This window comes from Hwanghaeella sp. (assembly GCF_965227365.1).
GTDB lineage: Bacteria > Pseudomonadota > Alphaproteobacteria > UBA8366 > Aestuariispiraceae > Hwanghaeella.
Genome location: NZ_OZ245754.1, coordinates 4165597 through 4188681, shown reverse-complemented (window position 1 = coordinate 4188681; position 23085 = coordinate 4165597). Strand labels below are relative to the sequence as shown.

Below are 23085 nucleotides of genomic sequence, written 5' to 3'. Positions count from 1 at the left end.
GGGAGGGTTCATGACCGAACAAAAGGCGTATAGCGACTCGCCATGGTTGGATCCCGATGCCGTGCCCTTCATCAAGGTCCGGGGGATCACCAAAAAATTCGGCGCATTCACCGCGGTGAACAACGTCGATCTCGATATCTACAAAGGTGAGCTTTTCTGCCTTTTGGGCGGTTCCGGCTGCGGCAAGAGCACGTTGCTCAGAATGCTCGCCGGGTTCGAACAGCCGACCTCCGGCACGATATCCATCGATGGCGTGGAAATGGCGGGGGTCCCCGCCTATGAGCGCCCCACCAACATGATGTTTCAAAGTTATGCGCTTTTCCCGCATATGACGGTTGAAAAGAATGTCGGCTACGGCTTGAAACAGAGCGGCGTTCCGAAGGCGGAGATCGAGGAACGCGTCAACGACATCCTCAAGCTCGTCGAACTGCAGGACTTCAAGAAACGCAAGCCCCACCAGCTCTCCGGCGGGCAGTCCCAGCGCGTCGCCCTGGCGCGCGCCCTGGTGAAGGAACCGAAGGTGCTGTTGCTGGACGAACCGCTAGGCGCGCTGGACAAACGCCTGCGGGAACAGACGCAGTTCGAGTTGATGAACATTCAGGATAAGGTCGGCATCACCTTTATCGTGGTGACCCATGACCAGGAAGAAGCGATGACGCTATCGACGCGGATCGCGGTCATGGATGCGGGCCAATTCTCCCAGATCGGGACGCCGACGGAAATCTACGAATTCCCCGAATCTCGTTTCGTCGCCGATTTCATCGGATCGACCAACATCTTCGAGGGGCGCGTCACCGAAGAATCCAGCGATCACGTGAGGGTCGATACGGAAGCCGGCGAGATCCTGATCGACCACGGCATGTCGGTTCAGGTCGGTGCGCGGGTTTTCATCGCGCTGCGTCCCGAAAAGATCCATCTGACGAAGGAAGCGCCGACCGCCGCCGGTCCCAATCAGGCGAAGGGCACGGTGGAGGATATCGGTTATCTGGGCGATGTTTCGATCTATAGAGTGCGCCTGGACAATGGCACCCTGGTCGATGTCACCGCCCCGAACCTCGTTCGACCAAAAAACCGGACTCATAAGATCACATGGGAAGAGGACGTGTACCTTTCCTGGTCCGCCTCGAGCCCGATTTTGTTGACGAAATGACCGATACGCCCCTCGATAACCCGGCGGCAAATGCCGAGCCTTCCCTGCAGGACCCGCCGTTGGGCGTCAGAATTTCACGCAAAATACAATCCAGTTGGAAAAGCGTTGTCGTTTTTCTGCCCTATGCCTGGCTATTGGTCTTCTTTCTGCTGCCCTTCGTCATCGTCGCGAAGATCAGCGTGGCGGAAGCACTGATTGCCAGTCCGCCCTTCTCGTCATTTCTGGAATGGACCGATGAAGGGATTCTGACGATCCGGCTGGTGGTTGAGAACTTCCTGTATATCTTTGAGGACGATCTTTACGTCACCACCTATCTGAACTCGGTGAAAATCTCCACGATCTCGACAATTCTTTGTCTGCTGATCGGCTATCCCATCGCCTACGGCATTGTACGATCCCCGCCGACGACGAAGAATTTGCTGCTGTTCATGATCATCCTGCCATTCTGGACGTCATTCCTGCTGCGGGTCTATGCATGGATGGGGTTGCTGTCGGACCAGGGGACGATCAACAACCTGCTGATCGATATCGGATTGATCGAAACGCCGATCCGCATGCTGTATACGGAATTCGCGGTCTATGTCGGGATCGTTTATACCTATCTGCCCTTCATGGTGTTGCCGCTGTATGCCAATATGGAAAAGCTGGACAATACCTTGAATGAGGCGGCGGCCGATCTCGGCGCCAAGCCGACATCGATCTTTTTCACCATCACCTTGCCGCTGACATTCCCCGGGATCGTTGCCGGTGGGTTGCTGGTTTTCATTCCGGCGACGGGGGAATTCGTCATTCCCGACTTGCTGGGGGGCGGGAACGTCCTGATGATCGGACGGCTGTTGTACAATGAGTTCCACGCGAACCACGACTGGCCCGTTGCGGCCGCGGTCGCCATCGCCCTGCTGATTCTGCTGGTCGCACCGATGATGGTCTATCAGCACTATCAGGCCAAGCAAGCGGAGGCGCGCTGATCATGTCCCAAGGGCGTTCTCCATTCCTGACCTGGATGCTCGTACTGGGCATGGCGTTCCTCTATGTCCCGATGATCCTGTTGGTCATCTATTCCTTCAACAAGTCGAAGCTGGTTCCGGTTTGGGGCGGCTGGTCGGTCCGCTGGTATGTCGAACTGTTCCAGAGCCCCGAGGTTTGGGCGGCGGTGTTGCTGAGTTTGAAGATTGCCGTTGTCAACGCGACCTTCGCGACGATGCTGGGCACCTTGGCCGGGCTTGCCATGGTGCGGTTCGGACGGTTCAAGGGGCGGACCCTGATGAGCGGCATGCTGGCCGCGCCGCTGGTGATGCCGGAAGTCATCACCGGTCTGTCGCTGCTGATGCTGTTCATCACCATGCAGGACTTGATCGGCTGGCCGGCCGAACGCGGTTTCACGACCATCACGATCGCCCATATCACCTTTTCGCTGGCCTATGTCGCGGTGATTATCCAGTCGCGTCTGGTCGGCATGGGGGAAACCCTGGAAGAGGCCGCGCAGGATCTCGGCGCGAAACCGTTCCGCGTGCTGACGGATATCACCCTGCCGCGATTGGCGCCGGGGATGATGGCAGGATGGCTGTTGGCCTTTACCCTGTCGCTTGACGACCTTGTGATCGCAAGCTTCGTGACCGGACCGGGATCGAATACGCTGCCCATCCTGATCTATTCTCGTATCCGTCTCGGCCTCCGGCCCGACATCAACGCCCTGGCGACCATCATTATCTTGACCGTAGCCATCGGCGTGGCGATTGCCGGGATTATCTTGATGCGACAACAGCGCCAGCGGGATCGTGAATTGGCACGCGTCGCCCAGGACTAGCGACGCGGCGCGCAGGGAAGGAAGGTGATCCGTGCATTCCGGTGACGTGCTCTATGACACGAATGCAATAACGTTCCTCGAGGAATTGTGGGGTGAGGGTTTCCTCTCGCCCGGCGGGCCCGAGGAAGTCGCGCGCCTGTTGGATGGCGTGGATCTGGCGGGAAAGACCGTGGTCGATATCGGCTGCGGCGCCGGCGGCATCACGGTGTCCCTTGCCCGGGATTACGGCGCTGCGAAGGTCATTGGATTGGATGTTGAAGGGCCGGTCTGCGCCCTGTCCCGGAAACGGGCTGAGGAAGCGGGGCTGTCCGACCGGATCGAAATCCGGCAAGTGGAACCGGGGCCCATGCCCCTGCCGGAAGAATCCGTCGATATCGTGTTCAGCAAGGATTCAATCGTGCACATTCCGGACAAGGAAGCCCTGGCCCTGGATGCCTATCGTGTCCTGAAACCCGGCGGCATGTTCGTGGCCTCGGATTGGCTGATTTCCCATGACGGCGACCCTTCGCCTGAGATGGCGGAGTATATCGCGAAGGAAGATCTCAATTTCGGTATGGCGTCACCGGAACGGTACCGTAAGGCTCTGGCGGCAGCTGGTTTCGTCGATGTATCGCTTCGCAACAGAAATCCTTGGTACAGGGAAATCGCCAGGGAAGAACTCGCGCGCCTGGAAGGCGGAGACCGTGCGGCCTTCGAAGCCGTGCTGCCGCCGGGTGAACTGGATTCCCAGATCGCGACGTGGCGGGCAATGTTGGTCGTCTTGGAAAGCGGCGAGCATTGCCCGCATCACTTCAGGGCAATCAAGCCGCTTTCCTGATTTCTATTCTATTCGGCCGCGGCGGCGCGCGCCGCCGACATTTCGGCATTGACCGCCGCGACAGTGCCCGGCGCCGGGGCTTCGGGCATGGACATCACCGGAAGCAGATCGCGAAGTTTGTCGTGATAGGCTTTCACACCGTATTCCCGGTCGGACAGGATGATCCCGTCGAAAGCGCTGGATTCCATCGCTTCGCAGGTCCATTCAATCAATTGCGTGTCTTCCTCGACGGTAAGCCGGTCGATCCGTTCCGACAGGTAGCGTGACAGGCGCATGGCCCGGTTCTCCTCCGCATACCGGTATGTCGCCCCGCGCTGCAGGGTTTGTCCGGCGGCCAAGGGAAACTCCTGATAAAAAGCCGCGCTTTCCGGATAAAAGGAAATCACGGTGTTGGGAAAAATGCCGATATAAAGCCAGGCGCGTTTGCTGGAAGCCGGCAAATTCGGGAAATCCGGCAGGATCTTCTTGTAATGCCGAACGCTCCACAAATGACCGGGGCTGTCCGTCAGCTTGGCGAAGGAGCGATTGGTACCGTTAACAATCGGTTCGTCGTAATAGTTCTTGCCGTAGAGATCCTGAAGGCCCGGATGCGCCATGGGCACATGGTATCCCTCGTTGTCCACGTCACGCACCGCTTTCCAGTTGACCTTCATCTCCTGGCTCCAGAAACCGCCATAGACCGGAACCATGTCTTCCGCCTGATAGGGCGCAACCTCCTCCACGTGCCGGGCCAGCAATTCGGAGATCCTCGGCTGGTTGCCCGGCAGGAAACGCAGGAAGACGAAGCCCATCCAGATATCCATCTCGATCGGTTTCAAGCCGTGCTCCTGCTTGTCCAGTTTCGGCAGGCTTTCAGGGACCGTCGGCGAACGGAGGGTGCCGTCCAGATTATAGCCCCAGCCATGGAAGGGGCAGACCATGACCTTCTTGCACACGCCCCGCTTCTTCGCCAGGACGCGGGACCCGCGATGGCGGCACAAATTATGGAAAGCACGGATTTCTCCGTCTTCGCCGCGCATCACGATGGCGCGTTCACCGGCCATGTCGAAGGTGATGTAGGATCCGCGCTCGGGAAGGTTGGAGACGTGGCAGGCCAACTGCCAATGGCGGCGGAACAGCGTGTCCTTCTCCAGTTCGGCCAATTCGTCGTTCAGATAGGTCCACGGCGCCAAACCGCTTCGGTCCCAATCCTCCGGCACCTTCCGTTGCTCTTCGATCTCGCTCATGACAAACCTATGTTTTTTTGAGTGCTCATTCAAAATAATAGAAAGATGCGTATTTGTCACCCCGGAAAGAAGCCCTGCCCATGCCCCTCCGGTGCCGGTGTGGAATGACCATGGTCCCGGATGCCCGGGCAGAGACCGCAGAAATGTGAGAAAGTAAGGGGCTTGCTGCCTGAGCGGACAGACGAATTCACCGCATCGGGGCCGGCTGCCGGGGACTTCCGCCCTATTGCCCTAGACCAAGGAGCGGAACGCACTGAAGCGATCCGCCGGCCATGATCCAACGGGGCTGCGCCATGTCGACGGTTGTGCTCGTTAAGAATGGAGAAGCGGATGACCCGCGTCGTTATTTGATCAGGCTCAAGCCCGGTTTCGCGGTGACGTCGATCAGATCGAGACAGTCCGCGCGTTCGCCATTCTGATCACCGCACGCCAAAACGGAATTCAGCAGCAGATGACCGATGCCGTCGCAGGCCAGTTCCGACATGTCGAACAGTTTCAGGCTGGTTTTGCCGGGGGGAAGCGGCGCCGCTTCCACGGCCAAACGTTTTGCGACGATGCCATCCGTATCGAAGGCAACCAGATCCAGGCGCAAGGACGAGAACTCGCTTTCCGTTCCGTTCTGCAGAACCAGATAGGCCCGGCAGGCATTCGCCTGGGGCTCCAACTTGTTCAATTCGACTTGGACTTTTTGCGTGCCGTCTTGGGCCTGGGCTGCCGGGATGGCGGCAAGAATGAGAAACAAAGCCGCAATCATTGTAGAAAAGCGCATTATGTCTTCCTTCGCCTGCAACAGAATTATCATGTTTAGGAGAGCGGTCCCGGTGCCTGCCTGCTCCTGCTGCGGGCGGCAGTCTAGACGTTTCACGGGTTGTAAGCCAAGCGTTGAAGCAGAAGCGGAGGGATCAATAACCGGACTGTCACAATCGCCTGCCATGGGAACGGGAATGGCTTGCGGACCGGCGCCTCTGTGACCCAGACTGCGCAAATGATTTTCAGTCCCGCCGGTCGAGGCCTTTACCGGCATTGCTTCAGGGGTTCACGCGTATGAAGACGGTTTTCACGGAACGGCATCGTTTGCGGAATTCGCAGACGGAACTGTACGGTGGCACCTTGGTGCGGCCGTTCGAGTGTCCCGAGCGGATGGACTTCATCACCGGGGAATTGAACAAGCGCGGCCTCGGGGATTTCGTAGAGCCGAAGGAATACGGCATGGACCCGGTCCTGGCCGTCCATGATGCCGGCTTTGTCGATTTCTTGTCCAAGGCCTGGAAAATATGGATCGACAGCGGATACGAGGGAGAGGCGATAACGACCGTCTGGCCGGCTCGTTCCTATCGCTCCGATAAAATTCCGAACCATATCGACGGGTTGCTCGGTTATTACGCCTTGGCTTCCGAAACCTCAATCTCGGAAGGGACCTGGGAAGCGGCACTGGCCTCGAAGGATGTCGCGCTGACCGCCGCCGATATCGTCTTGGCGGATAAAGGCGCCGCCTTCGCGCTTTGCCGTCCGCCGGGGCATCATGCCGCCACCAGCCAGTTCGGCGGCTACTGTTTCCTGAACAATGCGGCGATCGCAGCAAACCACATGCGGGGGAAAGGCGCGGCGCGTGTCGCCATCCTCGATGTGGATTTCCATCATGGAAACGGAACCCAGGAAATCTTTTATGGTCGCGACGACGTGCTCTTCGTTTCGTTGCACGGGGACCCGATGGACGCCTTTCCCCATTTTCTGGGCTATGCGGACGAAACGGGATCGGGTGCCGGCGAAGGCTATACCGCCAATTTCCCGCTGCCGCGCGGCGCCGACTATGGAGTATGGGGCGCGGCGCTGGACGAGGGACTGCGTCGAATAGCCGATTTCAGGGCGGATGCCTTGGTCGTCTCGCTCGGCGTCGACACCTTCGAAAAGGACCCGATCAGCTTCTTCAAACTGCGCAGTCAGGATTTCACCGATTACGGCAAACGCATCGCCGGCGCTGACCTGCCCACACTGTTCGTGATGGAAGGCGGATATGCGGTTGAGGAAATCGGCATCAACACCGTCAACGTCCTGGACGGGTTTATGAGTGCCGCAAGTCGGGCGAAGGCATGATCGACTATGCGGATTTCACGGCGGATTGGATCGGCGCAGCGCGGGAGAGGATTGCCGGCATGGCGGCGGCAACCCCTTTGGCGCCGTCGCCTTACCTAAGCGGCATTGCGGGAACCGATTTTCTGTTGAAGCTGGAACTGACCCAGCCGATGGGAGCGTTCAAGTTACGCGGCGCGGCGAATGCCATCCTCGCCTTGCCGAACGATATCGGCGGCGTGACCTGCTGCTCGACCGGAAACCACGGCCGGGGGGTGGCCTATGCGGCGCGGGCGCGTGGTTTGCGGGCGGTAATCTGCATGTCCTCCCTGGTGCCGAAGGCGAAGGTGGACGGTATCAAGGCGCTCGGTGCGGAGGTCCGCATCGTCGGCGACTCCCAGGACGATGCGATGGCGGAAAGCGTGCGCTTGGTTGAAGCGGAAGGGCTGGTCGAGATATCGCCCTTTGATGACCCGTACGTCATTGCCGGGCAGGGAACGATCGGGCTTGAACTGCTCGAACAATGCCCCGGCCTCGCGACCGTGCTCGTCCCGCTGTCCGGCGGTGGACTGGCGGGCGGTATTGCCCTGGCGGTGAAGAGCCGGCGGCCGGATATCCGCGTCATCGGGATTTCCATGAATCGCGGGGCGGCGATGCATGCCTCACTTCAGGCCGGTCAGCCGGTGGAGGTCGAGGAGGTGGCGAGCCTGGCGGATTCGCTTGGCGGCGGGATCGGACTCCAGAACAGGTTGTCCTTCCCGCTTTGCCGCGACTATCTGGATGATGTGATTTTGGTGACCGAGGACGAGATCTACCGCGCGCTTCAGACGATCTATTACGAGGACCGGCTGGTATGCGAAGGGGCTTGCGTCGTCGGGATTGCGGCGCTCCAGGCCGGCAAATTGCCGGCCCTTGACGGTCCCGTCGCGACGATCATCACCGGCCGAAACATCGATATGACGGTGCATGCGGACATTATGCAGGGCCGGGACGTGACGCTCGGGGATACAACAATAAAGGGGCGGGGTTATGACGCGTGATATCCACATCCTGACCGAGGCTGAACTGCGCCGGTTCGTTTCGGTCGACGAGACGGCGATCGATATCGTCGCGAAGGCCTTCGCAAGCCTGGCAGGCGGTGAGGTGATCATGCCGCCGATCCTTTCCATGGACATACCGTCGGAACATGGCGAGGTCGACGTAAAGACGGCCTATATCCCAGGCTTCGACGGTTTCGCGGTGAAAATCAGCCCCGGTTTCTTCAACAATCCGAAGATCGGCCTGCCCAGCACCAATGGGTTGATGATCCTGTTCTCAGCCAAGACCGGGGTGGTGGAAGCCGTTCTGTTGGACAACGGGTACCTGACCGATGTCCGGACAGCCGCGGCCGGCGGACTTGCCGCCAAGCTCATGGCGCCGAGCGTGGTCGACACGGCGGGGGTGATGGGCACAGGCGCCCAGGCGCGTTTACAGATTGAGGCGGCCCATCTGGTTCGGCCTTTCAAGAAGGTGCTGGTATGGGGACGGGATGCGGAAAAGGCGCGGGCCTGTGCATCCGACATCGCGGCCAGGTTGGGTGTCGAGGCCGTCGCGGAGACCGATCCTGCGCAGCTCGTCGCGGAAAGCCAGCTCGTTGTCACGACGACACCTTCCGCCGAAGCGGTGCTGAAGGCGGACTGGCTGCATCCCGGGTTGCATATCACCGCCATGGGGTCGGATCAGACCGGTAAGAACGAGATCGATCCGAACGTTTTCCCGCACTTGGCGGCCTATGTGCCGGACCGCATCAGTCAATGTGAGATCCTCGGTGAATTGCGCTCGGCCCTGGCGGCGGGAACCGTAAAAACGACGGAAGGCCTCCCCGAGCTCGGCCAGGTGGTATTGGACCCGTCCTTGGGCCGGAAATCGGACCAGGATATCACGCTGTGTGACTTGACCGGAACGGGCGCGCAGGATACCGCGATAGCAACCTATGCCTTCGCCGCCGCGACAAAAGCCGGCGCGGGGGTAACGGTCGAAGCATAGGCGAAAGCCGGCGCCCTTGCCGGACTGCCCAAAGGTCCTTCTTTCGGGGAGCGACGTACAGTAATTCGTGCCCACTGGGACGGGGTTAACGTCTTTCTGGTTAGGAAGCGGGCGCGTAGCGATGCAGGGATATCGGAAGCGTCCGCTGACGCGATCCAGAAAGTCGCTAACCCCGCCGCCCCGGTCGCTTGATAGGGCCGCACACTGCGTTGTCACCGCTTGACGATGCGCCGCATCGTCTTCGCAGCGGCGCCTGGCGTGCGCCCCTATCAAGCGATCCCAGTTGCGCACGAATTACTGTGCGCCGCTCCTTTGGAACGCTGCGGGTGACAGTCTTTCCAATACCGGGTTTTACCGGCCGGCTGTAAAGAAAGGATCGGTATCATGTTGACCAATGATCAGTTGGACCAGTGGGATCGGGAGAATTTCTTCCATCCATCGACCCATTTGGCACAACACGCGCGCGGCGAAAGTCCGAATCGTATCGTCGCCGGGGGATCCGGCGTCTATATCGAAGACCGTGACGGCAATCGCGTCCTGGACGGTTTCGCGGGCCTCTATTGCGTCAATGTCGGTTATGGGCGGCAGGAAATCGCCGAGGCTATTGCGAAACAGGCGAAGGAACTGTCCTACTATCACGCCTATGTCGGTCATGGGACGGAAGCCTCCATCACGTTGGCGAAGATGGTCGTCGACCGCGCGCCGGACAATATGTCCAAGGTCTATTTCGGCCTCGGCGGATCGGATGCGAACGAAACCAACATCAAGCTGGTCTGGTACTACAACAATGTCCTGGGCCGGCCGGAGAAGAAAAAGATCATCTCGCGCTGGCGCGGCTATCACGGCTCCGGCCTGATGACCGGGTCGCTGACCGGTCTGGAACTGTTCCACAAGAAATTCGATCTGCCGCTGGACAAGGTGCTGCACACGGAAGCGCCGTATTATTTCCGCCGTCCCGATCTCGATATGACGGAGGCGGATTTCGTCGCCTTCTGCGTCACGGAATTGGAAGCGCTGATCGCGCGGGAAGGGGCGGATACCATCGCCGCCTTCATCGGCGAACCGGTCCTGGGAACCGGCGGCATCGTACCGCCGCCGAAAGGCTATTGGGCAGCCATTCAGGAAGTGCTCGCCAAACACGACATCCTGCTGATCGCGGACGAGGTGGTCACCGGGTTCGGCCGGTTGGGCAGCATGATGGGAACCACCCATCACGGGATCGAGGCGGATATCATCACCATCGCCAAGGGGCTGACATCGGCCTATGCGCCGCTGTCGGGCTCCATCGTTTCGGACAAGGTCTGGAAGGTCCTGGAACAGGGTACCGACGAACTCGGGCCGATCGGCCATGGCTGGACCTATTCGGCGCATCCGATCGGGGCGGCGGCGGGCGTCGCCAACCTGAACCTGATCGATGCACTCGATCTGGTCGACAATGCCCGCGTTGTCGGCGCCTATCTGACCCAGTCGATGAAGGATGCGCTGTCGACCCATGACAATGTCGGCGAGGTGCGCGGTGAAGGCATGCTCTGCGCGGTGGAATTCGTGAAGCAGAAGGACGGGCGAGTCTTCTTCGATGCCGCCGACAAGGTCGGGCCGCATGTGGCCGCCGCGCTGGTGAAGGAAGGCGTGATCGGCCGCGCCATGCCGCAGGGCGATATCCTGGGCTTTGCCCCGCCGCTCTGCCTCGACCGGACCGAGGCGGACAAGATCGTCGATGCCGCCCGCAAGGCGGTCGTGTCGGTCCTGGGTTAGAGCAGGCCCGGCATTCAGGTCACGTTGCGGACCGATTGTTCGACCGCGTGCAGGAAGTTCCCGGCGGAGGAACGGGCGCCCATCAGCAGGAAGGCGTCCGTTCCCTCCCGCAGCAGGATCACCCCCATATGCTCCATCGCCGTGCGCGCCACGGATCCGACCGGCAAGGCTGTTACGTCCAGATCCAGGGTACAGATCCGCTGCAAGGCGGGGATCGCGGCCGGACCGCTCAGGCGCAGGAAGGCCCAACTATCCGATTGGTCGGTGTAATAACCCACCTCGCCCAGGGCTGTCGCGATCTCCGTGACCGCCCTGTCGCCGGAATGGGGGAACAGGGCGAAAATCTGGTCCTGCTGCAAGCCGAGCAGCCGCATGCTGCCGTCGCCGGATGCGGTGCTGGTCCCGGCATCTGGACGGCCGCAGCCATAGGCCGATTGCAGGGCGGCGTTCAGGGCCTCGGCCCCGTCGCGCGGTGTCGCGATCGAAACCAATCCCAAACCGGTCGCTTCGGCCAGCTCCGTCCCGTCGAATGTTTCGCTGTATCCGTTCAGCGGTGATTTCGGCTGCAAAGTCATGTCAGGCACGGACGCGTTCCCCTTCCGGGTCGAAGAAATGCGGTGAGACGATTTCGACTTCGATGCTCTCGCCGCGGATCGGGTCGGCGGCGATGACGGTTTCGCCGATCCGATCCGAACCCCGTTTGATGAAGCCGAGGCCGATGGAATGGCCAAGCGTCGGTGAATGCGCGACCGACGTCATCCAGCCCTCGTCGTTCTCCAGCGAGTGTGCATTGCCCTTGGCGATGAAATGGGCGCCGGATCTCAACTGCCTGTTCTTGTCGATCGGTTTGAACCCGATCAGGGCGAGGCCGTCCTCCCGGTTGAGCTCGGGCCGTTCCGACAGGATGCTGCCGATGCTGTCCTTCTTCTTGGACACCATCCGACCCATGCCCATGTCCCGGGCCGTCGTCTGGCCGTTCAACTCGTTCCCGGCGGGATGTCCCTTTTCGATCCGCATCACGCCGAGGGCTTCCGTACCGTAGGCGACGGCGTCGAATTCCCTGCCCGCCTCCATCAAGGCGCGGATCAATCCATCCCCATAACGGGACGGTACCGCGATTTCGTAGGCGAGTTCTCCGGAGAAGGAAATCCGGAACAGGCGCGCAGGCGTGCCGCCGCAAACCGTGATCTCCGCACAGGCCATGAAGGGGAAGGCGTCATTGGAGATGTCGAAATCCTTGTCGACAATCTTCTGCAGCAGTTTGCGGGAATTCGGGCCGGCAACCGCGTATTGTGCGAATTGTTCCGTCGCGGATATCAGATGCACGTCCAGCTCCGGCCACAGACACTGACGGCAGAATTCCATATGCCGGAACACGCCGACCGCATTGGCCGTTGTCGTCGTCATGACGAAATGGGTTTCGGACAAACGGGCGGTCGTGCCGTCATCCATAACCATGCCGTCTTCCCGCAGCATTAGCCCGTAGCGAACCTTGCCGACCGGCAGTTTCGCGAAGCCGTTCGCATAGACCTTGTTCAGGAATTCCGCCGCATCGCGCCCTTGAATGTCGATCTTGCCCAGGGTGGTCACATCGCAGATGCCGACTGATTTTCGGGTCGCTAGGACTTCCCGGTCGACGCTTTCACGCCAATGGGTTTCGCCCGGTTTCGGGAACCACTGAGCACGAAGCCACATCCCGGCCTCGACGAAGACAGCCCCCTGATCCGCCGCCCATTCATGGCCGGGTGTCAGGCGGGTGGGTCGGAACTCTTTACCCCGGCTTCGGCCGGCGAAAGCGGCAATCGGGACGGGTGTATAGGGCGGGCGGAAAATCGTCGTGCCTGTTTCTGGGATCGACTTGCCGCTTGCTTCGGCCAGGACGGCGAGGCCGAGAACGTTCGACGTCTTGCCCTGATCCGTCGCCATTCCCAACGTCGTGTATCTCTTCAGGAGTTCGACGGAGCGATAGCCTTCCCGCTTGGCCAGGTTGATGTCCTTCGCGGTCACGTCGTTCTGCAAATCGATCCAGGCGCGCGCCTTGCTTTCCTTCACATACCAGAAAGGCGTGATATCCGCCGCTTCGTCGGACGCCTCGGGCAGGTCCATCGCTGTTGGCGAAAACCCTAAATCACTTGCCGCCTGCACGCCGGCCTGCATTCCGTCGCGCAAGGCCGCCGCCAGAGTCAGGGCGCCTTTCGCCGCCCCGGCGACCGTCATGCCGACCGGCAGGTCCTTGCCGGGGACGAAAGCCGCAATGTCCTCCGCCCAGTCCGGACGGCCTCGCTGGTGACAGGTCAGATGCACGTTCGGGCTCCATCCGCCCGAGACGGCAAGGCAGTCGACCGGAACGGTCATACCATTGGAAAGCGTCAGCGACGAAACGCCCTTTCGTCCTTTCGTGTCGACGACGGATGCGCCCATGGCGATCGTTGCGCCCGGAACCTCGAACGGTGCCGCGATCGAGCGCGTGTCGATGACGGCGGAAACGGATACGCCCTTCGACGTCAGGTCCGTTGCCGTGCGCCAGCCGTCGTCATTATTGGTGAAGACGGCAACGTTCCTACCGGTCGCGACACCCCAACGATTGGCATAGGCCCGCACGGCACCGGCCAGCATGATGCCGGGCCGGTCATTGTTGCCGAAGGCGATCGACCGTTCGGTCGCGCCGGCGCAAAGCACCGCGCGCTTCGAATAGATACGCCATAGAACCTGGCGCGGCTTGCCGTCGCTGGTCGGCAGATGATCGGTCTTTCTCTCGAGGGCGCCGTAAACACCATGGTCGAAGGCGCCGTAAACCGTGGTCCGCGTCATCAGGCGGACATTCGGCATGCCGTTCAATTCGCCCAGCACGGCCGCGGTCCAGCTACCGGCATCGCTGCCGGCGATTTCATGCGTTTCCGAATTCAACCGGCCGCCCATGCGGAAATCCTCATCCGCCAGAATCACCCTGGCACCGGCCCGGCCCGCTGCCAGGGCGGCCATCAATCCTGCTGGACCGGCCCCAATGATCAGCAGGTCGCAGTGCAGAAAACCCTTGTCGTAGTGGTCCGGGTCATCCTTGCCCGAAAGCCGGCCCAGACCGGCCGAGGCGCGGATCGCGGGTTCGTAGAGTTTTTCCCAGAAGGCTTTCGGCCACATGAAGGTCTTGTAGTAGAAGCCGGCGCTGAGGAAGGGGGAGAACAGGTCGTTCACCGCCATCAAGTCGAAATTCAAGCTGCCGCGATAGTTCTGGCTGGCGGCATGCAGGCCGTCATAGAGTTCCGCCACGGTGGCACGGGTGTTCGGCTCCTGGAACGGACCGCGCCGCAATTGAACCATCGCATTCGGCTCTTCCGGACCGGCCGAATAGATGCCTCTTGGCCGATGGTACTTGAAGGACCGCGCGACGAGACGGATGTCGTTGGCCAGCAAGGCCGAAGCCAGCGTATCGCCTGCATAGCCTTGCAGATGCTTGTCGTCGAAGCTGAAGGAAACGGCTTTGGAACGGTCGACGATGCCGCCGTCGATGCGCATGGATTGTGTCATGCTCAACCCTCCCCGCCGGTCGGGGCGGCCCCGGCCTTTTTTGCAAGAGCGACGTCGCGGGCCAGTTCCACTTTGGTGATCTCATGCGTCAGGGTATCGCGGGTTACGACCAGCCAGGACCGGTCGCCATGTTCGTGATACCAGAGCTCCCGGTGTTCGCCCGCCACGTTGTCGCGCAGGTATTGGTATTCGTAGAATTGCTCGGCGGCGTCCGATGCTTGCCAATCCGGCCGGTCCATCAGCGAGGCATCGCCCAGATAATAGAATTCGGCGGCGTCGCGCGGGCCCAGCAGGGGGTGATTGATAATCATGCCGTGCGCCTCCTCAATGCAGGTTCGGTTGGGCGCCGGCGCCCTTTTCGTCGATCATGTGGCCGCGTTTGAAGCGGTCCAGCCGCATCTCGGTCGCGACAGGATGCGGTTCATCCTTGGCAAGCAGATGCGCGTAGCAATAGCCCGAGGCGGGAGTCGCCTTGAACCCGCCATAACACCAGCCGCCGTTGAAATAGAGGCCGTCTATATGGGTCTTGTCGATGAAGGGTGAGCCATCCATCGACATGTCCATGACCCCGCCCCACATGCGCAGCAGGCGTGCCCGGCCGATCATCGGCATCAAGGCCATGCCGCTTTCGCAGACATCTTCCACGACCGGCAGATTGCCGCGTTGGGCATAGCTGTTATAGCCGTCGATATCGCCGCCGAAGACGAGGCCGCCCTTGTCGGACTGGCTGATATAGAAATGGCCGGCGCCGAAAGTGATCACCCCCGGGATGACGGGTTTCAATCCTTCGGAGACGAAGGCCTGCAGAACGTGACTTTCGATCGGCAGCCGCATGCCCGCCTTTGCCATGACGCGCCCGGACGAACCCGCGACACAAACGGCGATCTTCTTGCCGGCGATCGGGCCTTTGGTCGTCTCGACGCCCTTGCAGATACCGTTTTCGATCTTGAATCCGGTCACCTCGCAATTCTGGATGATGTCGACCCCGCGCCGGTCGGCCCCGCGGGCGTAACCCCAGGCAACGCCGTCGTGGCGCGCGGACCCGCCCCGCCTTTGCAGCAGGCCGCCCTTGATCGGGAAGCGGGCATTATCGAAATCGAGGAACGGATAAAGCGCCCGCACCCCGTCCTGGTCCAAAAGCTCCGCATCGGCACCCGCCAGATGCATGGAATTGCCGCGCCGGGCATACGCGTCGCGTTGCGCGTCGGAATGGCACAGGTTCAGGACGCCGCGCTGGGAAACCATGGCGTTGTAGTTGAAATCCTGTTCCAAGCCCTCCCAAAGCTTCATGGAAAGTTCGTAGAAAGGCTCGTTCCCCGGCAACAGGTAGTTCGACCGGATAATCGTCGTATTGCGGCCGATATTGCCGGAGCCGAGCCAGCCTTTTTCAAGTACGGCCACATTGGTGATGCCGAACTTGTTGGACAGGTAGTAGGCCGTGGAAAGACCATGGCCGCCGCCACCGATAATGATGACGTCATAGGATTGCTTCGGCTCCGGCTCCCGCCAGGCGGGTTGCCAGCCCTTGTTGCCTGTCAGCCCTTCCCACAGGACGCGAAGCCCCGAATACCGCATGTCGACCATCCCCTTATGTAAGTCAGTGCCATATTTGAAGGCGGTGACCTGGATTGACTTGCTAAAAATGGTCGGAAACTTTCAATATTCGGCCATGAACGCGTCTCATACTGCTCCCTTCCGTGTCGGCTTCCTGCTGATCGACGGATTTGCGCTGCTTTCATACTCCTCCGCAGCGGAACCGATGCGGGCGGCCAATCACCTGGCTGGGCAGCAGCTCTACGATGTGCGTCATATCCCGGTATCAGGCGGAAGGTCCGTTTCCAGTAGCGGCGCCGTGATCGAAGCGACGGCGGCATTGGATGGTGATCGCGATTTCGATCTGGTCCTGGTCGTCGCGGGCGGGGACCCGGCACGGTTCGACGACGGTCGGGTATTTCAATGGCTGCGCATGATGGCGCGCCGGGGCGTGCAGATCGGCGGTGTTTCTGGTGGTCCGGTCATCCTGGCGCGGGCCGGGGTGATGGGCGGGCGGCGGATGACCGTTCACTGGGAACATGCGCAAACGCTTGCCGAGATCACACCGACCTTGCTGGTGGAGCGATCTCTTTACGTCATCGACCGGGACAGATTGACCTGTGCCGGCGGCACGGCCGCCCTCGACATGATGCATGCTTTGATCACCCGGCAGCACGGAGCGGCCTTCGCCCGCAAAGTCAGCGATTGGTTCATGCATACGGAAGTCCGGCCATCCGGCGGGCCGCAGCGCGCCGGCCTCGTCGAACGATACGGGGTATCGGACCCGGCGGTTATCCAGGCGATCGAGATGATGGAAAATCATGTCGCCGATCCTTTGAACCTCGATCAACTTGCGCGGCTGAGCGGTCTTGGGGCCCGGCAATTGAACCGGCTGTTCAGGGAGAAACTGGGGGCAAGCACCATGGCGTTCTATCGCGGTCTGCGGTTGGAAAAGGCGCGCAATCTGCTGGAGCAATCCGTGCTGAACGTCACTGAAATTGCCCTCGCAACGGGTTTCGCGAGTTCCGCGCATTTCTCGACAGCCTTCAAGCTGCGTTTCGGATACTCGCCGCGGATGCATCGTTGACGTTTACGTAAATGTAAATTTAAGGTCGTTTGCCGTCAAAGGATCGACTAGTCTCTAGTCCAAAGACACAAACAAGACAGGGCAGGAAACGATGAGCGACCGCTATGCCGCCTATACGAAACTTCGAATCGACTATCCCGCCGAGAGGGTTCTGCGGATTACCTTCGATCGGCCGGAAACCTATAACTCCGTGGACAGCGAGACACACAGCCAATTGGTGGAGATCTGGCGCACGATCGATGCCGACCCGGATATCAACGTCGTCCTGGTGACCGGTGCCGGAAAGGCCTTCTCCGCCGGCGGTGATTTCGATCTGATCGAGGATATGATCGAAAGTCAGGAAGAACGCATGCGCGTTTGGAAAGAGGCCAAGGATCTCGTCTACAATATCGTCAACTGCAACAAGCCGATCGTATCCGCGATCAATGGACCCGCGGTCGGCGCCGGCCTTGTCGTCGGTATCCTGGCCGATGTTTCAATTGCCGCGAAATCCGCCAAGATCGTCGACGGGCATACCAGGCTCGGCGTTGCCGCGGGCGATGTGGCGGCGATTATCTGGCCGCTGCTCTGCGGCATGGCGAAGGCGAAATATTACCTCATGACCTGCAAGCCCGTCAGCGGCGAGGAGGCGGAACGGATCGGCCTCGTCTCCCTCTGCGTCGAGGATGCGGAACTGATGGACACCGCGCTAGGGGTCGCGACCGATTTGGCGAATGGCGCGCAGAGCGCGATCCGCTGGACCAAATATGCGTTGAACAATTGGCTGCGTATGGCCGGGCCGATTTTCGATACGTCGACCGCGCTGGAGATGTTGGGTTTCGCGGGCGATGAAGTAAAGGAAGGCGTCGCCTCACATCGCGAAAAACGCAAGCCGGTCTTCCGGAAGGACTGCCCCGTCTAGAACGGCGCACCAGGGTATAATAAAAAAATAAAATATGATCAGGGGAAACAGCGATGCGTGGTTTGGGTCGAAAACGCGTGATCGTCACCGGCGGTGCCAGCGGCATCGGACGTGAGATCAGCAAGCGGTTCGGTGAGGAAGGCAGCGAGGTCGGCATTTTCGATCTGAACGAAGCAGGCGCGCGCGAAACAGCGGGCCTCATCGAGAAAGCGGGCGGCAAGGCTTCCGCTCATAAGGTCGATATTACAGATCGGGCTTCGGTCGATGCGGCGGTTGCCGCTTTCGCGGCAGGTGGACCGATCGATATCCTGGTCAACAATGCGGGTTGGGACAAACCCATCGCCTTCCTCGAAACCGACACGGATTTTTGGAAGAAAATCGTCGATCTGAATCTCTACGGTCCGCTGCACATGCACCACGCGGTCCTACCCTATATGGTCGAACGGCAGGCCGGGCGGGTGGTCAATATTGCGTCCGACGCGGCGCGTGTCGGATCGTCGGGCGAAGCGGTCTACGCGGCCTGCAAAGGGGGTATCGTTTCCTTCACCAAGACCGTGGCACGTGAATTGGCGCGGGCGAATATCCAATTGAACGCGGTCTGTCCCGGGCCGACGGATACGCCACTGTTCGAAGAATTCTCTCAAGGCGAGTCCGGCGCGAAAGTCGCGGAGGGCTTGAAACGGGCCATCCCGATGCGGCGGCTTGGGCAGCCGACCGACTATCCGGGTATCGTCGCTTTCCTGGCCAGTGACGATGCGGGTTTCATCACAGGGCAAGTCATCAGTGTGTCCGGCGGATTGACCATGCACGGCTAATGCCGCTGCCTTTTAAGGAATGGACCGATGGATTTTTCCCTAACGGAGGAACAACAGGCCTTTCAGGAAACCGCTGAGCGGTTTTCCCGTGAGAAACTGGCGCCTTTATATATGGAACGCGACCGGGATGACGGGCTCGATCGGGATTTGGTGCGGGAAATGGGGGCGCTCGGCCTGATCGGGCCAGACCTGCCTGAGGAACTCGGTGGCTTGGGTCTTGGCGGCGTGACGACCGGTATCATCGCCGAGGCCATCGCTTACGGTGATATGAATGTCTGCTATGTGCCGCTTCTGGGTTCCCTTCTGGGGCAGATCATTGTCCGCAACGCCAACGCGGATCTGGCCAGGGAATGGGTGCCGCGCATCGTGAAGGGCGAAGCGATTGTCGGGCTTGGCCTGACGGAACCGCGCGGCGGCAGCGACGCGGCAAACCTGCAATTGCGGGCCGGCAAGGTGCAGGGCGGATATCTGCTCAACGGTGAAAAGACATCGATGAGTTTCGCCGGTGGGGCGGATGCCGCGGTGGTTTTCGCGCGGACCGGCCCGTTAGAGGACGGTGGACGCGCGGTTTCCGCCTTCATGGTCGGCATGCAGGATGACGGTGTCACAACAACGCGGTTCAGCGATATCGGCTCAAAGCTCGTTGGGCGGGGATCGGTGTTCTTCGACGATGTCTTCGTGCCGGACGACCATATGATCGGCGACGAGAATATGGGCTTCGTCCAGGTCATGCAGGGTTTCGATTACAGTCGTGCCCTTATCGGCTTGCAATGCATTGCTGCGGCGCAGGCGTCGCTTGATGAGACCTGGGCCTATATCCAGGAGAGGGAAGCCTTCGGCGCACCGCTGGCGCAATATCAGGGAGTCAGTTTTCCGTTGGCGGAATCGGAAACCTATCTCACCATGGCGCGTCAGCTCTGTTACTACGCGCTGGACTTGCGCGACCGGGGGCAGCCGCACACGGCGGAAGCGTCCATGTGCAAATGGTACGGACCGAAGGTCGCGCATGAGGTCATTCAGCAATGCCTGCTGACTCATGGTCACTATGGTTATAGCGGGGATCTGCCGCATCAACAGCGTATGCGCGACGTACTCGGATTGCAGATCGGCGACGGCACCGCGCAGATCATGAAACTGGTCATTGCCCGCGAAAAGGCGGGGCGCGTGGCGGTCCAGCATGCGGTGCGGAAATCGCCGTCGCGTTAGCGCGCCTTGGACCGGCCTGTGTGTTCAACGCTCCCATTCCCAGACGGAAACTTGCCGTCTGATGCTTATTGCCGCTTTATGTTATCATGACGCGGCGTGATTGCATGGGGGTTTGGCTGTGCCGGGGGGGATGAAGGGTGGCCGAATGGCGTACTTGGTATCTCGTTTTCCGGGCACGATTCGCCTGACCGATTGCCTTGCCGCGATTGTCATGATTATCGCGGTCTGCATAGGTGGCAGCGGCGGCGCGGCTGCCCGAGTCCTCGTCATCGGATCGATCAGCCTCGACCCGGTGGGCGAAACCCGCGTTTTCCAACCGTTCGCGGATTACCTTGCCGGGAAGCTGACGTCCCACGGCATAACAGGGGCCAAGGTTGCCGTCGCCAATTCAATCGGTGGTATGGCGGGAATGATCCGTAAGCGCGAGGTGGATATCTTCATCGACAGCTCGGTCACGGCCTTGATGGTCAACGAGCTTGCCGGTTCGAAGTTTCTGCTGCGCCGCTGGAAGCACGGCCGGGAGGCCTATCGCAGCGTCGTTGTCGTGCGCCGGGACAGCGCTTTCGCGTCCTTGACGGACTTGACGGGCGAAACCATCGCCTTCGAGGAACCTTTCTCGACCGCCGGCTATGTGCTTCCCGCCCTGGCGCTGACGAATGCGGGTTTGACGCTGGTTGCGTTGGACGGAACGGCGCAAACACCGCCTGCCGGGTCTGTGGGATATGTCATGGGCTATGACAGCGAGACGCAGATGACCTGGGTGGAGCGGGATCAGGTCGCCGCGGCGGCAATGGCCGAGAACGATTTCCGATCGCTTGCCGTTTCCGCCCTTGTTCCCCTGCGAATTCTCCACACGTCGCCTGCCGTGCCATACCATGTGGTTGTATATGGCGATCATTTGAAGGATTCTCTGGTTTCCCGCATACGGGCGGTACTGTTGGACGCGCATGACAGTCAGCTGGGTGCGCATATGCTGGACGGATTCGAGCAAACGATCATGTTCGACGAAATTCCCTCCGATCTGCTTCAGAACGTCGAGACGCTGGCGCCTGGTCTGGACAAGCTGACGAAACGGGAAGTCGAATGAGCGCCCCCCGTTACGGTATGGGTTTCAAGGTTGCGCTGATCGCGTCGGCGATCGTCGTCTTCATCGGGGCAGGCCTGTTCGGCGTCGTCGCCTATGAACAGCGCGTGACCTTTCAGGAGATAAGGACGGCCGAAATGGTGGAAGCGGTTCGCAAGACCGCCTTTCATGCCGAAAACCATCTCTATAACTACAATATTCGGGAATTAAGATCGATCGCCACCGGCATCATCGAAGGTCGGCGGGTCGACCTGGTCTGGATTCTGGATTCGGAGGGGCGGTTGCTGACCGATGGGTCGCCCCGCCCCGCGTTGCGCAACAGGCGCCCGCAAATCGGTTTTATCGACAGGCTGCTTGCCGGCGGCGCGGTCAGGACGGAAGCGGATGAAACGAATCTATGGGCCGGAACGCCTGTCGTTCTGAGCAATGAAGAGGTGCTCGGCTATGTCATCGCCGCGGTACCGATGGAGGAGTTCAACAACAATATCTGGTCCACTATCCGCAAGCAGTCGGTGGTCCTCGGTCTGGCGCTCGTCTCCGGGATATTCGCGGCCATTCTTTTCGGGCAAAGGGTGGCGGCCCCGATCGAGACCTTGCGGGAGGCGGCGGACCGGATCGGCAGCGGTGATTGGGATTTCAAGCTGCAAATCGACCGCAAGGACGAAATCGGCGATCTGGCCAAGTCGATCAATATCATGGCGGAACGGCTGAACGATGGAGCGATCTCGCGTGACAGGTTGCAGGCCCTGGTCGATGAGAAGACAGCGGAAATCGCGATGCACCGCGACAAACTGGAGGCCCTGGTCGCGGAACGGACGCAGGAACTGCAAGGCGCGAAAGAAACCGCCGAACGGGCGAGCCGTGTAAAATCGGAGTTCCTGTCATCGATGAGCCATGAGTTGAGGACGCCGTTGAACGCCATTCTGGGCTTCGGTCAGCTGCTCGACTACTCTGACCAAACCGGCATGGATGACGAGCAGCGCCAGGCCATCCATTATATCAACAACAGCGGTGAGCATCTGCTGAACCTCATCAACCAGGTGCTTGATTTCAACAAGATCGAGGACGGCAACCTCAGCGTCTATGTCGAATCCTTCAAGCCGATGGACGAGATGCGTGACTGCTTCGCCATCGCGTCGGCCATGGCGATGAAGCATGACGTTACCATCGAACTGCAGAAGGATGTCGCCGCTGATACGGTCATCCGGGCCGATCGCACCCGGTTCAAGCAGGTCCTCCTCAACCTGATGACCAATGGCATCAAGTACAACACTGCCGGCGGAAAGGTCTTCCTGGATTGCGATGTCGTGGAAGGCCGATACCTGCGCCTGACCGTGGCCGATACGGGCAAGGGCATTGCCGCCGACCAACAGCACCTGTTGTTCGAACCATTTCAGCGTTTGGGCCATGAATCCTCATCCATCGAAGGAACCGGAATCGGTCTGACCATTACCAAAAAACTGGTAACATTGATGCGTGGGCGGATAGGTTTCGAAAGCGTGGCCGGAAAAGGGTCCACCTTCTGGGTCGATATGCCTTTGGATCTTCGCTCGCACGAAGAGACGCCGGCCGCCATACTGGACGGAAGGGATGGCACCGACTCAATCGCGGTGAGCGAGAATGGCAAGAAAAGCATGCTGCTTTACGTCGAAGACAATCTCGACAATATCCGTCTGATGGAACTTATCCTCGACAAGGAAGATGAGTTCACCATGATTTCCGCACCGAATGCGGAAGAGGGGTTGGAACTCGCGGCGCAGGTCGACCCCGACGTCATCCTCATGGACATTAACCTGCCGGGCATGGACGGTTTTAAGGCACTGCAGGCCCTGCGGTCGCGTGGAAAGGGCCGACATGTCCCCGTCATCGCCGTCACTGCATCGGCCCTGCCGTCCGAGGTCCAGCGCGGTCTCGAAGCCGGCTTTGCCGCCTACCTCACAAAGCCGATCCGGATCGACGTGACCTTGAACACGATCCGGGAAGCGGTGGCGTCGAAAGAGCACAGCCTGGTTTGACCGCGAGTTACGCCGGTGCCGAACACAGATATTTGCCGGGATTACATCACCGGCCGCTATGGCTGACCG

Annotated in this window: 20 protein-coding genes; 14 read left to right on the top strand and 6 right to left on the bottom strand. The window is 60.3% G+C overall.

The annotated features are described in order from the left end of the window. The first annotated feature begins 10 nt into the window (after positions 1-10). From ACQK2G_RS19175 to ACQK2G_RS19160, 4 genes are read left to right on the top strand one after another with little or no spacing between them, the layout of a single operon-like run. A complete protein-coding gene (locus ACQK2G_RS19175) occupies positions 11-1150 on the top strand; it encodes an ABC transporter ATP-binding protein (protein WP_425406645.1) in 1140 nt (379 codons plus the stop codon). Next, positions 1147-2118 (top strand): ABC transporter permease subunit, encoded by a 972-nt coding sequence (locus tag ACQK2G_RS19170; RefSeq protein ID WP_425406644.1) that lies wholly within the window; start codon positions 1147-1149, stop codon positions 2116-2118. Before ACQK2G_RS19175 ends, ACQK2G_RS19170 begins: the two co-directional genes overlap by 4 nt. Positions 2119-2120: 2 nt before the next feature. Continuing rightward, positions 2121-2957 (top strand): ABC transporter permease subunit, encoded by an 837-nt coding sequence (locus ACQK2G_RS19165; protein ID WP_425406643.1) that lies wholly within the window; start codon positions 2121-2123, stop codon positions 2955-2957. Positions 2958-2988: 31 nt separating this feature from the next. Further along, a complete protein-coding gene (locus ACQK2G_RS19160) occupies positions 2989-3774 on the top strand; it encodes a methyltransferase domain-containing protein (RefSeq protein WP_425406642.1) in 786 nt (261 codons plus the stop codon). A gap of 8 nt (positions 3775-3782) precedes the next feature. Here the strand turns inward: ACQK2G_RS19160 and ACQK2G_RS19155 are convergent, their stop codons facing one another. Both ACQK2G_RS19155 and ACQK2G_RS19150 read right to left on the bottom strand, forming a co-directional pair. Beyond that, positions 3783-5000, bottom strand: coding sequence for an aromatic ring-hydroxylating oxygenase subunit alpha (locus ACQK2G_RS19155; RefSeq protein ID WP_425406641.1), 1218 nt, complete (start codon positions 4998-5000; stop codon positions 3783-3785). A 343-nt stretch (positions 5001-5343) separates the two neighbouring features. Further along, positions 5344-5769, bottom strand: a complete 426-nt coding sequence (locus tag ACQK2G_RS19150; RefSeq protein ID WP_425406640.1) for a Tat pathway signal sequence domain protein — start codon at positions 5767-5769, stop codon at positions 5344-5346. 275 nt (positions 5770-6044) lie between these two features. Here ACQK2G_RS19150 and ACQK2G_RS19145 point away from each other — a divergent pair, with 275 nt between their 5' ends. The 4 genes from ACQK2G_RS19145 (at position 6045) to ACQK2G_RS19130 (ending at position 10850) form a co-directional block, all read left to right on the top strand. Beyond that, entirely contained in the window at positions 6045-7094 is a 1050-nt protein-coding gene (locus tag ACQK2G_RS19145) for a histone deacetylase family protein (protein ID WP_425406639.1), read from the top strand. Next, positions 7091-8110, top strand: coding sequence for a hydroxyectoine utilization dehydratase EutB (gene eutB / locus ACQK2G_RS19140; RefSeq protein WP_425406638.1), 1020 nt, complete (start codon positions 7091-7093; stop codon positions 8108-8110). Before ACQK2G_RS19145 ends, eutB begins: the two co-directional genes overlap by 4 nt. Continuing rightward, positions 8100-9095, top strand: a complete 996-nt coding sequence (locus ACQK2G_RS19135; protein ID WP_425406637.1) for a cyclodeaminase — start codon at positions 8100-8102, stop codon at positions 9093-9095. The genes eutB and ACQK2G_RS19135 overlap by 11 nt, the downstream gene beginning before the upstream one ends. Before the next feature lie 384 nt (positions 9096-9479). Continuing rightward, complete coding sequence (locus tag ACQK2G_RS19130; RefSeq protein WP_425406636.1) at positions 9480-10850, top strand: aspartate aminotransferase family protein; 1371 nt, start codon at positions 9480-9482, stop codon at positions 10848-10850. Between the two features lie 14 nt (positions 10851-10864). On the opposite strand, the gene ACQK2G_RS19125 is transcribed toward ACQK2G_RS19130, so the two are convergent. Genes ACQK2G_RS19125 through ACQK2G_RS19110 form a run of 4 tightly spaced genes read right to left on the bottom strand, consistent with a single transcriptional unit; the run spans position 10865 to position 15950 of the window. Beyond that, positions 10865-11425: a sarcosine oxidase subunit gamma gene (locus tag ACQK2G_RS19125; RefSeq protein ID WP_425407670.1), complete on the bottom strand. Its 561-nt coding sequence runs from the start codon at positions 11423-11425 to the stop codon at positions 10865-10867. Position 11426: 1 nt separating this feature from the next. After that, positions 11427-14375, bottom strand: a complete 2949-nt coding sequence (locus tag ACQK2G_RS19120) for a sarcosine oxidase subunit alpha family protein (RefSeq protein ID WP_425406635.1) — start codon at positions 14373-14375, stop codon at positions 11427-11429. 2 nt (positions 14376-14377) lie between these two features. Continuing rightward, positions 14378-14686, bottom strand: a complete 309-nt coding sequence (locus ACQK2G_RS19115) for a sarcosine oxidase subunit delta (RefSeq protein WP_425406634.1) — start codon at positions 14684-14686, stop codon at positions 14378-14380. A 13-nt stretch (positions 14687-14699) separates the two neighbouring features. Continuing rightward, a complete protein-coding gene (locus ACQK2G_RS19110) occupies positions 14700-15950 on the bottom strand; it encodes a sarcosine oxidase subunit beta family protein (RefSeq protein ID WP_425406633.1) in 1251 nt (416 codons plus the stop codon). 67 nt (positions 15951-16017) lie between these two features. Here ACQK2G_RS19110 and ACQK2G_RS19105 point away from each other — a divergent pair, with 67 nt between their 5' ends. The 6 genes from ACQK2G_RS19105 to ACQK2G_RS19080 all read left to right on the top strand — a co-directional run bounded on the left by ACQK2G_RS19105 (position 16018) and on the right by ACQK2G_RS19080 (position 23016). Beyond that, a complete protein-coding gene (locus tag ACQK2G_RS19105) occupies positions 16018-16995 on the top strand; it encodes a GlxA family transcriptional regulator (RefSeq protein ID WP_425406632.1) in 978 nt (325 codons plus the stop codon). Positions 16996-17086: 91 nt separating this feature from the next. Then, positions 17087-17896 (top strand): enoyl-CoA hydratase/isomerase family protein, encoded by an 810-nt coding sequence (locus tag ACQK2G_RS19100; protein ID WP_425406631.1) that lies wholly within the window; start codon positions 17087-17089, stop codon positions 17894-17896. Between the two features lie 53 nt (positions 17897-17949). Next, positions 17950-18711 carry a glucose 1-dehydrogenase gene (locus ACQK2G_RS19095; protein ID WP_425406630.1) on the top strand — a complete coding sequence of 254 codons (762 nt, stop codon included), beginning with the start codon at positions 17950-17952 and terminating at the stop codon, positions 18709-18711. Between the two features lie 27 nt (positions 18712-18738). Beyond that, a complete protein-coding gene (locus ACQK2G_RS19090) occupies positions 18739-19917 on the top strand; it encodes an acyl-CoA dehydrogenase family protein (protein ID WP_425406629.1) in 1179 nt (392 codons plus the stop codon). Positions 19918-20062: 145 nt separating this feature from the next. Then, positions 20063-21004 (top strand): phosphate/phosphite/phosphonate ABC transporter substrate-binding protein, encoded by a 942-nt coding sequence (locus ACQK2G_RS19085; RefSeq protein WP_425406628.1) that lies wholly within the window; start codon positions 20063-20065, stop codon positions 21002-21004. Further along, positions 21001-23016, top strand: a complete 2016-nt coding sequence (locus ACQK2G_RS19080; protein ID WP_425406627.1) for an ATP-binding protein — start codon at positions 21001-21003, stop codon at positions 23014-23016. The genes ACQK2G_RS19085 and ACQK2G_RS19080 overlap by 4 nt, the downstream gene beginning before the upstream one ends. The last annotated feature ends 69 nt before the right edge of the window (positions 23017-23085 follow it).

Coding starts and splice junctions, on each gene's coding strand:
- ACQK2G_RS19175 (WP_425406645.1), top strand. CDS start 11: ATGACCGAACAAAAGGCGTATAGCGACTCGCCATGGTTGGATCCCGAT.
- ACQK2G_RS19170 (WP_425406644.1), top strand. CDS start 1,147: ATGACCGATACGCCCCTCGATAACCCGGCGGCAAATGCCGAGCCTTCC.
- ACQK2G_RS19165 (WP_425406643.1), top strand. CDS start 2,121: ATGTCCCAAGGGCGTTCTCCATTCCTGACCTGGATGCTCGTACTGGGC.
- ACQK2G_RS19155 (WP_425406641.1), bottom strand. CDS start 5,000: ATGAGCGAGATCGAAGAGCAACGGAAGGTGCCGGAGGATTGGGACCGA.
- ACQK2G_RS19150 (WP_425406640.1), bottom strand. CDS start 5,769: ATGCGCTTTTCTACAATGATTGCGGCTTTGTTTCTCATTCTTGCCGCC.
- ACQK2G_RS19145 (WP_425406639.1), top strand. CDS start 6,045: ATGAAGACGGTTTTCACGGAACGGCATCGTTTGCGGAATTCGCAGACG.
- eutB (WP_425406638.1), top strand. CDS start 7,091: ATGATCGACTATGCGGATTTCACGGCGGATTGGATCGGCGCAGCGCGG.
- ACQK2G_RS19135 (WP_425406637.1), top strand. CDS start 8,100: ATGACGCGTGATATCCACATCCTGACCGAGGCTGAACTGCGCCGGTTC.
- ACQK2G_RS19130 (WP_425406636.1), top strand. CDS start 9,480: ATGTTGACCAATGATCAGTTGGACCAGTGGGATCGGGAGAATTTCTTC.
- ACQK2G_RS19125 (WP_425407670.1), bottom strand. CDS start 11,425: ATGACTTTGCAGCCGAAATCACCGCTGAACGGATACAGCGAAACATTC.
- ACQK2G_RS19120 (WP_425406635.1), bottom strand. CDS start 14,375: ATGACACAATCCATGCGCATCGACGGCGGCATCGTCGACCGTTCCAAA.
- ACQK2G_RS19115 (WP_425406634.1), bottom strand. CDS start 14,686: ATGATTATCAATCACCCCCTGCTGGGCCCGCGCGACGCCGCCGAATTC.
- ACQK2G_RS19110 (WP_425406633.1), bottom strand. CDS start 15,950: ATGCGGTATTCGGGGCTTCGCGTCCTGTGGGAAGGGCTGACAGGCAAC.
- ACQK2G_RS19105 (WP_425406632.1), top strand. CDS start 16,018: ATGGTCGGAAACTTTCAATATTCGGCCATGAACGCGTCTCATACTGCT.
- ACQK2G_RS19100 (WP_425406631.1), top strand. CDS start 17,087: ATGAGCGACCGCTATGCCGCCTATACGAAACTTCGAATCGACTATCCC.
- ACQK2G_RS19095 (WP_425406630.1), top strand. CDS start 17,950: ATGCGTGGTTTGGGTCGAAAACGCGTGATCGTCACCGGCGGTGCCAGC.
- ACQK2G_RS19090 (WP_425406629.1), top strand. CDS start 18,739: ATGGATTTTTCCCTAACGGAGGAACAACAGGCCTTTCAGGAAACCGCT.
- ACQK2G_RS19085 (WP_425406628.1), top strand. CDS start 20,063: ATGGCGTACTTGGTATCTCGTTTTCCGGGCACGATTCGCCTGACCGAT.
- ACQK2G_RS19080 (WP_425406627.1), top strand. CDS start 21,001: ATGAGCGCCCCCCGTTACGGTATGGGTTTCAAGGTTGCGCTGATCGCG.